Source organism: Pseudomonas sp. P1.31 (genome assembly GCF_001269815.1).
Lineage (GTDB): Bacteria > Pseudomonadota > Gammaproteobacteria > Pseudomonadales > Pseudomonadaceae > Aquipseudomonas > Aquipseudomonas rustica.
Genome location: NZ_LHVN01000007.1, coordinates 461781 through 475176, shown reverse-complemented (window position 1 = coordinate 475176; position 13396 = coordinate 461781). Strand labels below are relative to the sequence as shown.

Below are 13396 nucleotides of genomic sequence, written 5' to 3'. Positions count from 1 at the left end.
GTGAGGACATCCATGCGCCAACCGGATATCGAGATTTACCTGAAAGACGCCGACGTCGACCACAAGGCCATTTCCGCCTGGCTGGGCGCCGCGCTGGGCCCGTGCACCGACTGGGTTCAGAAAGGCCAGACCTACAAGTGCAAGGCCGGCAACGTGCCGGTGACCTGGCTGCCGAAAGCCGTGGGCAAGTGGAACAGCCTGTACCTGGAAAGCGACCAGACGCCGTGGGACGACGACATCGCCTGCGCCCGTGCCGCGTTTGCTGCTCTGAACGTGGAAGTGCGTTGCGCGCCGGGCACGTGGGTCGAGGAAGAAGGTGAAGAGACGGCGGATCGCTGGATGCGCATCAGCGCAGACGGTGAAGAAGAAATCACCTGGAAAACCGCCTGACACTGATCGTTCCCACGCTCTGCGTGGGAATGCAACCCGGGACGCTCTGCGTCCCAATGCGGACGCAGAGCGTCCGTTGAGGCATTCCCACGCAGAGCGTGGGAACGATCATTACAGGCCTACAACGTCTTCCGCTTGCAAACCCTTCTCGCCAGTAATCACCGCGTACTCAACCTGCTGACCTTCAGCCAGCGACCGGTGCCCTTCGCCGCGAATCGCGCGGTAGTGCACGAATACGTCGACCCCGTCTTCGCGCTGAATAAAGCCGTAGCCTTTGGCGTCGTTGAACCACTTCACGTTGCCGGTTTCACGTGTTGCCATCTGTTCATACTCCTTTTTTATTATTGAACAGGCTTTTCGCAGGAAAGCCTTTGAGGAACGTCAGCCTGCATCCGACGTCCATAAAAGGGCCCCGGCGACAGACCGCCGAGTATATGACAGGTGCGAAAAGTCTCAACAGGAGATTACTTCGCCGCTTTTTTGCCGATTTTCGTCCAATACGGCACACTATCGACCGCCCGAGCAAACGCTCGGTTTTATTCACTCACGCAGAAGCCGTATGACCCGTTCCCCGTTCCGCCGTCTTGTGTTTGGCACCCTGCGCCGACTGTTGTATCTCTGGGTTCGCTCGGAGACCATCAACCAGTCGTCGTTCACCCTCAACCTCGACCGCAGTCGTCCGGTGTTCTACGTCCTGCAAAACCCTTCGCTGACCGATCTGGCCGTGCTCGACACCGAGTGCACCAAGGCCGGCCTGCCGCGTCCGGTGCTGCCGGTGTCGGTGGGCTCGCTGATTGAACCAGCGGCGTTTTTCTACCTGACGCCGGATCCAGACTGGCTCGGTCGTCAGGACAAACGTGGCGCACCGCCGACCCTGACTCGCCTCGTCAGCGCCCTCACCCAGAACGCTGCTGAAGATGCGCAGATCATTCCGGTCAGCGTGTTCTGGGGCCAGTCGCCGGACAGCGAAAACAGTCCGTGGAAACTGTTGTTCGCCGACAGCTGGGCAGTCACCGGGCGTCTGCGTCGCTTGCTGAGCATCATCGTCCTCGGGCGTAAAACCCGCGTGCAATTCTCCGCCCCGATCCACCTGCGCGAGCTGATCGATCACAACAAGGGCCATGAACGCACCGTACGCATGGCCCAGCGAATCCTGCGCGTGCATTTCCGCAATCTGAAAGCAGCGGTGATCGGCCCGGACATTTCCCACCGTCGCAACCTGGTCAAAGGCCTGCTCAATCAGCCGCTGGTCAAGCAAGCGATCCTCGACGAAGCCGAGCGCGAAAACATCTCCCCGGAAAAAGCCAAGGCCCAGGCCCTGCGCTACGGCAACGAGATCGCCTCGGACTACACCTACACCGCGATCCGTTTCCTCGAAGTGGTGCTGAGCTGGTTCTGGAACAAGATTTACGACGGCATCAAGGTCAACCACATCGAAGGCGTGCAGAAGGTCGCGCAGGGTCACGAAGTGATCTACGTGCCGTGCCATCGCAGCCACATCGACTATCTGCTGCTCTCGTACTTACTGTTCCGCAACGGCCTGACCCCGCCGCACATCGCTGCCGGGATCAACTTGAACATGCCGGTAATCGGCAGCCTGCTGCGGCGTGGCGGCGCGTTCTTCATGCGCCGCACGTTCAAGGGCAATCCGCTGTACACCTCGGTGTTCAACGAATACCTGCACACGCTGTTCACCAAAGGTTTCCCGGTCGAGTACTTCGTCGAAGGCGGCCGCTCGCGCACCGGACGCATGCTGCAACCGAAAACCGGCATGCTCGCCATTACGATGCGCAGCTTCCTACGTTCGTCGCGGATGCCGATCGTGTTTGTGCCGGTGTACATCGGTTACGAGCGCGTGCTGGAGGGGCGTACCTACCTCGGCGAACTGCGTGGCGCGAGCAAGAAGAAAGAATCGATCTTCGACATCTTCAAAGTCATCGGTGCGCTCAAGCAGCGCTTCGGTCAGGTCGCCGTCAACTTCGGCGAGCCGATCAAACTGGCGGAATTCCTCGATGCCGAGCAACCGGACTGGCGCCAACAGGAACTCGGCCCACAGTTCAAACCGGCGTGGCTCAACGAGACCACTAATCGCCTCGGCGAGAAAGTCGCGCAGCATCTGAACGAAGCGGCGGCGATCAACCCGGTCAACCTGGTGGCACTGGCGCTGCTGTCGACCACGCGCCTGGCGCTGGATGATCGCGCCATGGCTCGCGTGCTGGATCTGTATCTGGCGCTGCTGCGCAAAGTCCCGTACTCGCCACACACCACGCTGCCGGAAGGCGATGGCCGTGCCTTGATCGAGCACGTGAAGGACATGGATCTGCTGTCCGAGCAGAACGATGCGCTGGGCAAGATTCTCTATCTCGACGAGCAGAACGCCGTCCTGATGACCTACTACCGCAACAACGTGTTGCACATCTTCGCCCTGCCGGCGTTGCTCGCGAGCTTCTTCCAGAGCGCCTCGCGCATGAGCCGCGAACAGATCCTGCGCTACACCCGCGCGCTGTATCCGTACTTGCAGTCGGAACTGTTCATTCGCTGGTCGCTGGACGAACTGGATGCCGTGGTCGATCAGTGGCTGGAAGCATTCGTCGAGCAAGGTCTGCTGCGTTTCGAGAAAGACGTCTACCTGCGTCCGGCGCCAAGTTCGCGGCATTTTGTGTTACTGACATTGCTGTCGAAAAGCATCGCGCAGACCTTGCAGCGTTTCTACATGACCGTGTCCTTGCTGCTCAACAGCGGCCAGAACAGCATCAGCGCCGAAGAACTGGAAGACCTCTGCACCGTCATGGCCCAGCGCCTGTCGATCCTCCACGGCCTCAACGCCCCGGAGTTTTTCGACAAGAGCCTGTTCCGTCACTTCATCCAGACCTTGCTCGACCTCGACGTGCTGCGTCGCGATGAGGCCGGCAAGCTCAGCTACCATGAACTGCTCGGTGAATTGGCCGAAGGTGCGGCCAAGCGCGTACTGCCAGCGGACATTCGTTTGTCGATCCGCCAGGTTGCGCTGCATCGCAGTGAAGATGCGGCTGAAAGCGCGGTAACCGCCGAAGGCTGAAACTTGCCGATAACTAACGGAGAGCCCGCCGGGTTCTCCCGTTAATTGATTCGTGGATAAATAGGCTCACTTTAAAAATCGCGATAAGGATATCGAGATGAGCCTGCTGCACGAACAAACTCCCATCGTCACCGTCGACTTCCGTTTACCCGCCAACTTCCGCGCCCCCGTGGGCGGTGAGAATGAAACGGTGGTCAGCGTCAAAGTGGTTAACTCCACTTCGCCGATCAACATTAAAGACTGGCGGCACTCGTCAGTCTTTGATGTCGACTGGAAGTTCTCATTTCCGCATCAGTACAGCGATGTCGGCGTGAAGTATCAGATCAACGTTCAGATGTTCCATGACCAACAGCCATTGCTGGTGGCGCTGGACTACTTCGTTATCGTCAACACAGCCCCGCACCGGCAGACGCTGCATCTAAGTCCGATCGGCTTTCTGTACGTGGAAGCTCAGGAGCCCAGTGTCGTTGCTGAACATGAAGCAGTGACGATCAGTCTGCACGATGCTGATGACCCGATTACCCAACTTACCCGCGTCACTCAAGATGAACAAACCGCCGCTTCGTTTTATCTGCAATACGATCCAGACAGCGTCATACCCGGCAAGCGCTATGCGTTAAGCGGTGTGGAAAACCGCTATCACCAATCCATTACAGTCACGCCGTGGCATGTCGAACTTGCGCCGGTTTCGCCTACGTTGAGTTCGCGGCTATCGCAGTGGATCTCGCAGTGGCTGGAAAAACCATTACGTTTGTTCACTGACGTTGATGGCAAAATCCGCTAGATTTCTCTTCGGCGCCGGGATTCTTCCGGCGCAAAAGTATTAGAGGTTCCGATGAAAAAACTCACCCTTCTCGCCGCCGCCACGCTGTTGAGCGCCTGCCAATCGACCACCCCCGCCGGCAAGGCCAGCCTCGATGGCGAAGTGTTCTACCTGCAACGCATCGCCCTGCCACCGAGCGCGACCCTGAGCGTGAGCCTGCAAGACGTTTCCCTCGCCGACGCCCCGGCGGTCGTGCTCGACGAGCAGAAAGGCCCGATCAAAGGCCAGGTGCCATTGCCCTTCCACTTGAGCTACGATCCGGCGCAGGTCAAACCCGGCCACCGTTATTCGGTCAGCGCGCGTATCGAAGTCAACGGCGAGCTGATGTTCATCACCACCGAAAACCACGCCGTGCAACTCGACGGCAACGACCCGCAGCCGCTGAAAATCCGCGTCGACGCGATTCGTTAATTCATTCTCCGCCACCCATTTCCGCAACAAGGAAGCCGCCATGCTCCGCCCTACCCTTCGCTTCGCCGGCCTGTGCGCCGGCCTGATGATCAGCGCCAACGCTCTGGCCCTGTCACTCAGCGACCTGTCGCAACAAGACGCCACCGGCGGCCTCAAGGATGCCCTGACCCAAGGCGCGCAAATCGCCGTCAAACAACTGGGCACCCCGGGCGGCTTCAGCAACAACCCCGAGGTGAAAATCGAACTGCCGGGCAAACTCGGCAAAGCCGCGAGCAAAATGAAAGCCTTCGGCATGGGCGCCCAGGTTGAAGAACTCGAAACCGCGATGAACAAAGCGGCGGAAAGTGCCGTGACCCAGGCCCAGCCAATCCTCGTCGACGCCGTGAAAAAAATGAGCGTCGCTGACGCCAAAGGCATCCTCAGCGGCGGCCAGGATTCAGCCACGCAATACCTCGACAAATCCAGCCGCGAACAAATCCGCGCCAAGTTCCTGCCGATCGTCAAACAGGCGACCGACAAAGTCGGCGTGGCGCAGAAGTACAACTCGTTCGCCGGCCAGGCTGCAGCGTTCGGTGTGGTCGATGCGAAAAGCGCGAATGTCGAAAACTACGTCACCGAACAAGCACTGAACGGCTTGTTCGAAATGATCGGCAAACAAGAAGAAACCATCCGCCAGAACCCGGCCGCAGCGGCGACGAGTCTGGCGAAAAAAGTCTTCGGCACGCTGTAACGTCACGTGTAGGAGCTGCCGCAGGCTGCGATCTTTTGATCTTGTCTTTGCTGTCGAGCATTGAAGATCAAAAGATCGCAGCCTTCGGCAGCTCCTACAGGGTTTTCTGTCAGGCTGCATGGGTCGTGTGAACCACGCTCTTGCGGTACACGTCGGTGAACCGGCTTACCGCTCGCTGAATCACCGAACACTGAAACTCGATGAAGTATGTCAGATCCAGCTCATTCGCTTCGCTACATGTCCTTGGCCACACGCGTAGTCGTCGCCGCGCCCTCTAACTGACTACTGGCGATGGCCTCATCCTCGATCAAATCATTCAGCAAATAACTGCAATGCGCCTGCTCGCCGATCTGACGGGTCATGTAATCCAGAGCAGCAAAAGTCGTCTGCCGATCCACCAACGACAACGTGATCTGCGCCAACGGCGTCAGCACATATTTGCCCCACTGCACCGGCTCGCCCAACGGCAACAGATTGACGTACTGCGCCACCCGCGCCTTCTTGACCAACGCCCAACACACCTTCACATCCAACCCGGACGCCCAGCGATAACGCAACGCCTCGAAAGGCAGATAACGGCCCTGATCATCCAGCGGCTTGAGCAACGCCAGATAATCCGCCAGACGCTGCTTGTGCGGCGAGCGCAGCAGAAGATTGAACACGGGATCGGATCGGCCTTTGAAGACGGGTGGGTTTTTCATGAAAGGGTGAACTCGAGGCGGTTGAAAACAGACGCTGGAGTACAACACCCGAGGGGGGACAGGCTCAATATCAGAGGTTTCTGAAAAAGATGTAGGAAGGAAATAGAGTCAATTCAGGCAGAAATTGGTCGGCTGTCAGGCCGCCTTCGCGAGCAAGCTCACTCCCACAGTTGGATGGTGTTGAATCAGACAGAGCATGGTTGGCTGGCAGGCCGTTATCGCGAGCAGGCTCACTCCTACAATTGGATGGTGTTGAATCAGACAGAGCATGGTTGGCTGGCAGGCCGCCTTCGCGAGCAGGCTCGCTCCCACAGTTGGAAGGCGTTGAATCAGACAGAGCATGGTTGGCTGGCGGGCCGCCTTCGCGAGCAAGCTCTGCTCCTACAAAAGCAGGATCAAAAGATCGCAGCCTTCGGCAGCTCCTACATGAAATCAAACCCGCGCCACCACTAGGCCGAGTGTCAGCTCGCCTGCTTTTGATTTTGATCTTAGAGCCCGTCGGGAGGCTGAGTGGAGGGATTCATACGGGGAAAGCATCGAGAGGAGGTGCAGCGAAGCAAACCGTAGGCGATGCCCCCGGATGAACCCGGAGCGAAGGAACCCGAGCCTTAGCGAGGGCCGGACGTCAGGGCACAGACCTTTGGTTCCTTTGGGGCGTTTGCCAAAGGGACTCGCCGTAAGGGCGAAACCACAATCAGCAACCCCCGCAGAAACGGATATTCACCCAAAACCCCAAGAACATGGTCGGCCCAAAGGCCGCCAAGTAACCGAAAGATCAAGCCTCCCGCCGAACCCTGAACCAAGCCGCATACAACGCCGGCAAAAACAACAGCGTCAAAGCCGTAGCAACAATCAACCCCCCCATGATCGCCACCGCCATCGGCCCAAAAAACACACTGCGCGACAACGGAATCATCGCCAACACCGCCGCCAACGCCGTCAACACAATCGGCCGAAACCGCCGCACCGTCGCCTCAATAATCGCCTGCCAAGGCCCAAGCCCCGACTTGATATCCTGCTCAATCTGATCCACCAGAATCACCGAATTGCGCATGATCATCCCCGACAACGCAATCGTCCCCAACATCGCCACAAACCCGAACGGCTGACGGAACACCATCAAAAACAGCACCACCCCGATCAACCCCAACGGCGCCGTCAAAAACACCATCGCCGTGCGCGAAAAACTGCGCAACTGCACCATCAACAGCGTCAGCACCACCACGATAAACATCGGCACCCCGGCATTCACCGACTTCTGCCCACGCTCGGAATCCTCCACCGTGCCGCCGACATCCAGCAAATACCCATCCGGCAACTCCGCGCGAATCGGATCGAGCGTCGGCATGATCTGCTTGATCAACGTCGCCGGCTGCTCCTTGCCATAAATGTCCGCGCGCACCGTCACCGTCGGCAACCGATTGCGGTGCCAGATAATCCCTTCTTCAAAGCCATATTCCAGCGTCGCGACCTGCGACAACGCCACACTGCGGCCGTTGTCCGTCGGCACCGCCAGACTCGGCAGCAACGACAACTCGGTGCGCTCATGCACCGTGCCGCGCAGCAGAATCTCGATCAACTCGTTGTCTTCGCGGTACTGGCTGACACTCGCGCCGGTCAGCGAACTCTGCAGAAACTTCGCCAGATTGGCCGTGCTCACACCCAGCGCCCGGGCACGATCCTGATCGATGTTCAGGTACACGACTTTGCTCGGTTCCTCCCAATCCAGATGCACGTTGACCACATACGGATTCTCGCGAACCTTGGTCGCCACTTTGCGCGCCAACGCACGGACTTCTTCGATGTGTTCGCCGGTGACGCGGAACTGCACCGGGTAACCCACGGGCGGGCCATTCTCCAGACGCGTGACCCGCGAACGCATCGCCGGGAATTGCTCGTTCAATGTGCTGATCAACCAGCTGCGCAGCGCCTCACGTTCCTCGATGGTTTTCGCCAACACCACAAACTGCGCGAAGCTCGCCGCCGGCAACTGCTGATCCAGCGGCAGATAGAAACGCGGCGAACCGGTGCCGATATACGCCACATAATTATCGATGCCGACGTGATCCTTGAGCATCGCTTCCAGGCGTTTGACCTCACCGGTGGTATTGGCCAGCGATGCGCCTTCGGCCAGTTTTAGATCGACCATCAATTCCAGTCGATTGGAGGCCGGGAAGAACTGCTGCGGAACGTAACGGAACAACATTACCGAAGCGATAAACAGCCCCACCGTCAGCACGATCACGGTTTTACGGTGCACCACACACCACTCGACCAGCCGCCGAACACGCTGATAAAACGGCGTGCCATACGGATCCGGCTGACCATCGCCCGTACCGTGTTTGGCGGCGTGAATTTTCGCCAGATCCGGCAGGAGTTTTTCCCCCAGATACGGCACGAACATCACCGCCGCCACCCACGAAGCGAGCAGCGCGATGGTCACCACCTGAAAGATTGATCGGGTGTATTCGCCGGTGCCCGACTGCGCAGTGGCAATCGGCAAGAAACCGGCAGCGGTGATCAACGTACCGGTGAGCATCGGGAACGCGGTGCTGGTCCAGGCATAACTCGCCGCGCGGATGCGATCGAAACCCTGCTCCATTTTGATCGCCATCATTTCCACGGCGATGATCGCGTCGTCCACCAGCAGGCCCAGCGCCAATACCAACGCGCCGAGGGAAATCTTGTGCAGACCGATATTCAGGTAATACATGCAGGCGAAGGTCATCGCCAGCACCAGTGGAATGGTCAGCGCCACGACCATGCCGGTGCGCACGCCGAGGGAGAAGAAGCTCACCAGCAAGACAATCGCCAGCGCTTCGACCAACACCTGGACGAACTCGCCGACCCCGGTTTTCACTGCCGCTGGCTGATCGGAAACCTTGCGCAATTGCATGCCGGCCGGAAGGTTTTTCTGGATCCGCGAGAACTCCACTTCCAGCGCTTTACCGAGCACCAGAATGTCGCCGCCGTCCTTCATCGCCACGGCCAGACCGATCGCATCCTCGCCCATAAAGCGCATGCGCGGTGCCGGTGGATCGTTGAAACCACGGCGCACATCGGCGACATCGGAGATGCGGAACGTGCGATCACCGACACGGATCGGGAAGTTTCTTATCTCGTCGACTGTCTGAAAATTCCCTGACACCCGTAGCTGCAATCGCTCGCTGCCGGTTTCGAAGAACCCGGCGGTCGATACGGCGTTCTGCTCTTGCAGCGCCTGTTGCACCGCCGCCAACGGCAAACCGAGGGTCGCCAGTTTGACGTTGGATAACTCGACCCAGATTTTTTCGTCCTGCAAACCGAGCAAGTCGACCTTGCCGACATCCTTGACCCGTTGCAGCTGGATCTGGATGCGGTCGGCGTAATCCTTGAGCACTGCGTAGTCGAAACCGTCGCCGGTCAGCGCATAGATATTGCCGAACGTGGTGCCGAATTCATCGTTGAAAAACGGCCCCTGAATATCCGGCGGCAACGTGTGGCGGATATCGGCGACCTTCTTGCGCACCTGGTACCAGAGGTCGGGGATTTCCTTGGAATGCATCGAGTCGCGGGCGATAAACGTGACCTGCGATTCACCGGGGCGTGAGAACGAGACGATGCGCTCGTACTCACCGGTTTCCATCAGTTTCTTTTCAATGCGTTCGGTGACCTGGCGCGAGACCTCCTGCGCGGTCGCACCCGGCCAGCGGGTCTGAATGACCATGGCTTTGAAGGTGAACGGCGGGTCTTCACTCTGGCCGAGTTTGGTGTAGGACAACGCGCCGACGATGGCCAGCAAAAGCATCAGGAACAGTACGATCTGGCGATTACGCAGCGCCCATTCGGAAAGGTTGAAGCGCATCGGGACTTACTCCTTGTCCGCCAGATTGACCACACGGTTGGAGCGATCCACCGGACGCACCTGCTGACCTTCCAAAAGCACATGCACGCCGGCCGCCACCACCCAGTCGTTGGCGTTCAAGCCTTCAAGCACCGGCACGGTTTTTTCGCCGAACGGGCCGACGCGCACCGGGGTTTTCTTCAACGTGTTATTGCCGTTGACCACCCAGACGTAGGTCGCACCGTTTTCAGCGGTGAGTGCCGAGAGCGGCACCGCCAGCGACACGGCATCGGCCGATTGCACAAACACACGAGCGCTCTGGCCCAGTTCGGCCGGGACTTTGCCGGCGGTGAACGAAATGCGCGCGGCAAAGGTGCGCGAGCGTGGATCGGCGGCGGGCGACAGTTCGCGGATCTGCCCGGCGAAGCGCTGGTTCTGCTGCGTCCACAATTCGACGGACACTGGCTGACCGACCTTGAAGCGGCCGAAGCTTTGCTCGGGCAGGCTGATCAACACCTCACGCTCGCCATCGGTGGCGAGGGTGTACACGGTCTGTCCGGCGGCAACCACTTGCCCGACTTCCACCGAACGCTTGGCCACCACACCGTCCTGCGGCGCACGCAGCACCGCGTAACTGGCCTGATTGGTCGAGACGTTGAATTCAGCTTTAATTTGTTTGAGGCGGGCTTCACCTGAGCGGTAAAGGTTTTCGGCATTGTCGTAAGCCGAGCGGCTGACCATCTGCCGATCCATAAGGGTCTTGTAGCGATCGCGCTCGGCGCGCACCAGATTGAGATTGGCTTCGGCGGCAGCGACTTGCGCACGGGTGGCTTCCAGTTGCAGGCGCACGTCTTGCGGATCGAGCTCGGCGAGCGGTTGATCGGCCTTCACGCGCTGACCTTCATCGACCAGTCGTCGGCTGACTTTGCCACCAATGCGGAATGCCAGATCAGGTTCGTAGCGGGCGCGCACCTCGCCCGGATAACTTTCCATCGCCTGCGCCGAAGGCTCTGGCTGCACCACCATGGCCGGTCGCACGGTGACTTGCGTCACTTCTTCCTGACCGCACGCTGACAAAAGGAACGCCAGACTCGCTGGCAACGCACAGGACAACGCATGGCGGAACATGGTGACGGACCTTTCGCTAATGGTGCTTGGAATAATTATACTGGCGGGTATGTTATTAATAGCAAACTCACCAGTCCAGTATTAAAAGCGAAGAATGTCGAACAATCTTTCAGCTCCAAACGGCCCGGGCCGTCCCAAGGATCTGGCCAAACGCCAGGCGATCCTCGACGCGGCGAAAATTCTGTTTCTGAGTCATGGCTATGCCAACACCAGCATGGACGCGGTCGCCAGCGAGGCTGGCGTGTCGAAGCTGACGGTTTACAGCCATTTCAACGACAAGGAGACGCTGTTCTCCGCCGCCGTGATGGCCAAATGCGAGGAGCAATTACCCACACTGATCTTCGAATTGCCGGAAGGCATCGCCGTGGAAAATGTGTTGCTGAACATTGCCCGAGGCTTTCATCACCTGATCAACAGCGATGAATCGGTGAACCTTCATCGTCTGATCATGGCGCTGGGGGTGCAGGATCCGAAGCTGTCGCTGATCTTCTTCGAGGCCGGCCCACAGCGCATGGTGCAAGGGATGGAGCGCTTGCTGACGCGCATCCATGAGACCGGCGCGCTGAGCATTGATCTGCCGCGCAATGCGGCCGAGCATTTCTTTTGCCTGATCAAAGGCGCCGGGAATTTCCGGCTGATGTTTGGTTGCGGGGAGCCGTTGAGCGAAGAGGCTGCGGAAAGCCATATTGAGGAAGTGGTGGGGTTGTTTATGCGCGCTTACAAACCCTGATTTCTTCGGTGCCTGGATCGACGCCTTCGCGAGCAGGCTCGCTCCCACATTGGACTGCATTTCAAATGTGGGAGCGAGCCTGCTCGCGAATGGCAGCGACGCGGTTTTAAGGCTTGAGCGCTTTCTTCGGGTAGATGTCGTAGCGGCTCGATTTGCCATCCAGCGCATGGCTCGGTTTCGGCCCTTCAATGCACGGCGCCTTGCGCGGTCGTTTGACCACCACCCGGTGCGTCGCCAGTGCCAGCGCAGCCTGCAACAGCGCCGGCGCATCCGGATCATCGCCCACCAGCGGCCGGAACAGACGCATCTCTTTCTTCACCAGCGCGGTCTTCTCGCGGTGCGGAAACATCGGGTCGAGATAAATCACCTGCGGCGCCTCACCTTCCCAGTTCTGCATGACCTCGATGGAATTGCCCTTGAGCAACTTCATCCGCGCCACGATTGGCGCTACTTCGAAATCTTCCGCACCACGCGCCAGCCCATCCTCCAACAGCGCGCCGATCAGCGGCTGGCGCTCGATCAGGCTCATCTCGCAACCCAGACTGGCCAGCACAAACGCATCCTTGCCCAAACCCGCCGTCGCATCCAGAACGCGCGGGCGCACGCCTTGGGCGACGCCGACAGCCTTGGCGATCATCTGCCCGCTGCCGCCACCGTATAAACGCCGATGCGCCGCGCCGCCCTCAACGAAGTCGACCCGCACCGGCCCCGGTGCGTCCGGGCCGAGCTGTTGCAGCTGCAACCCCTGCTCGCCGACCTGCAAGGCGAACTCGCCGTCAGCCACCTCGCGCGGCAGACCGAGACGCTCGGCCCACTGCGCAGCTTGCGCTTCAAACGTCGCGCCGAGGGCTTCGACATGGATGCGGCAGGCCGCGGGTTGCTCAATCATGGAAAACACGCTCAAAAATTCAAGGAGCGGCAAAAACCGCCGATAACTCATTCAACGCGCATTTTGCCAGAGCTGAGCGTCAACCGAAAAAAATGTCAGGCATTCTTCCCACATCGATTGGCTACATTTCGCCCCATGGCGACTTTAGCCGTCAAAACACTCAAGCACTGAGCGGCGTCAGTCACCTGTGGCAGGATTTCTTTGCCCAGGCGCTGGCCGAGCAGACGAGTGATGTGGTGCCGGCCTGCGGCACGTTTCCACCGGTTGACCTGAGCAGCACCGAAGAGCCGACCGTCGGCAGCGACCTGCACGCGCACATCGTCAGCCAGCGCGAATGCGATGTGGTGGAAACTCAAGTGCGTCCGCCAGAGCCGCTGTTCCTGCCGATCGCCGAATTCGAAACCGAGTTGCTCGACAAGCCGTTCCCACCGTTCCCGGCAGAAGAACTGAAAGCGCAGCAAGAGCAGCAGGATTTCGACAGCAGCTGGGTTCGCCCTGTGGTTATCAACAACGGCCAGCCAATGCCAGAACCGGGCCCGGCGCCGCAGAAAAAGCCGCTGTACCTGCCGATTGCCGAGTTCGACCTCGACCTGATGCAGAAACCATATCCGCCATTCCCGCCAGAAGAAATCGTCGAGCAACAGAAGGCGCTGGACTTCGATAACGGCTGGGCACGCCCGATCGTTCTGCAGAACCTGCGCCTCGCCGCGTAA

General features: G+C 59.3%; 11 protein-coding genes and 1 pseudogene. 7 read left to right on the top strand and 5 right to left on the bottom strand.

Annotation, left to right across the window (positions count from 1 at the left end):
* Positions 1-12: 12 nt before the first annotated feature.
* Positions 13-390 (top strand): hypothetical protein, encoded by a 378-nt coding sequence (locus AD669_RS05395; RefSeq protein ID WP_053117591.1) that lies wholly within the window; start codon positions 13-15, stop codon positions 388-390.
* A 111-nt stretch (positions 391-501) separates the two neighbouring features.
* Here the strand turns inward: AD669_RS05395 and AD669_RS05390 are convergent, their stop codons facing one another.
* Positions 502-711: a cold-shock protein gene (locus AD669_RS05390; RefSeq protein WP_053117589.1), complete on the bottom strand. Its 210-nt coding sequence runs from the start codon at positions 709-711 to the stop codon at positions 502-504.
* Between the two features lie 238 nt (positions 712-949).
* Between AD669_RS05390 and plsB the strand changes: the two genes are divergently transcribed.
* From plsB to AD669_RS05370, 4 genes are all read left to right on the top strand, one after another.
* Positions 950-3448 carry a glycerol-3-phosphate 1-O-acyltransferase PlsB gene (plsB, locus tag AD669_RS05385; RefSeq protein WP_053117588.1) on the top strand — a complete coding sequence of 833 codons (2499 nt, stop codon included), beginning with the start codon at positions 950-952 and terminating at the stop codon, positions 3446-3448.
* A gap of 97 nt (positions 3449-3545) precedes the next feature.
* Positions 3546-4232 carry a hypothetical protein gene (locus tag AD669_RS05380; protein ID WP_053117586.1) on the top strand — a complete coding sequence of 229 codons (687 nt, stop codon included), beginning with the start codon at positions 3546-3548 and terminating at the stop codon, positions 4230-4232.
* 51 nt (positions 4233-4283) lie between these two features.
* Complete coding sequence (locus AD669_RS05375) at positions 4284-4682, top strand: YbaY family lipoprotein (RefSeq protein WP_053117584.1); 399 nt, start codon at positions 4284-4286, stop codon at positions 4680-4682.
* 40 nt (positions 4683-4722) lie between these two features.
* Positions 4723-5412, top strand: a complete 690-nt coding sequence (locus tag AD669_RS05370; protein WP_053117582.1) for a DUF4197 domain-containing protein — start codon at positions 4723-4725, stop codon at positions 5410-5412.
* Between the two features lie 236 nt (positions 5413-5648).
* Here the strand turns inward: AD669_RS05370 and AD669_RS05365 are convergent.
* The 3 genes and pseudogenes from AD669_RS05365 to AD669_RS05350 all read right to left on the bottom strand — a co-directional run.
* Positions 5649-6113 (bottom strand): annotated as a pseudogene (locus tag AD669_RS05365) (Fic family protein); the annotation flags it as partial.
* Positions 6114-6888: 775 nt separating this feature from the next.
* Positions 6889-9957, bottom strand: a complete 3069-nt coding sequence (locus AD669_RS05355) for an efflux RND transporter permease subunit (RefSeq protein ID WP_053117577.1) — start codon at positions 9955-9957, stop codon at positions 6889-6891.
* A gap of 6 nt (positions 9958-9963) precedes the next feature.
* Positions 9964-11064: an efflux RND transporter periplasmic adaptor subunit gene (locus AD669_RS05350; protein WP_053117575.1), complete on the bottom strand. Its 1101-nt coding sequence runs from the start codon at positions 11062-11064 to the stop codon at positions 9964-9966.
* Positions 11065-11158: 94 nt separating this feature from the next.
* Between AD669_RS05350 and AD669_RS05345 the strand changes: the two genes are divergently transcribed.
* Complete coding sequence (locus AD669_RS05345; protein ID WP_053117573.1) at positions 11159-11794, top strand: TetR/AcrR family transcriptional regulator; 636 nt, start codon at positions 11159-11161, stop codon at positions 11792-11794.
* A 106-nt stretch (positions 11795-11900) separates the two neighbouring features.
* Here AD669_RS05345 and AD669_RS05340 read toward each other — a convergent pair whose 3' ends face one another.
* Positions 11901-12683, bottom strand: a complete 783-nt coding sequence (locus AD669_RS05340; protein ID WP_053117963.1) for a class I SAM-dependent methyltransferase — start codon at positions 12681-12683, stop codon at positions 11901-11903.
* Positions 12684-12775: 92 nt separating this feature from the next.
* On the opposite strand from AD669_RS05340, the gene AD669_RS05335 reads away from it, so the two are divergent.
* Entirely contained in the window at positions 12776-13396 is a 621-nt protein-coding gene (locus tag AD669_RS05335; protein ID WP_053117572.1) for a hypothetical protein, read from the top strand.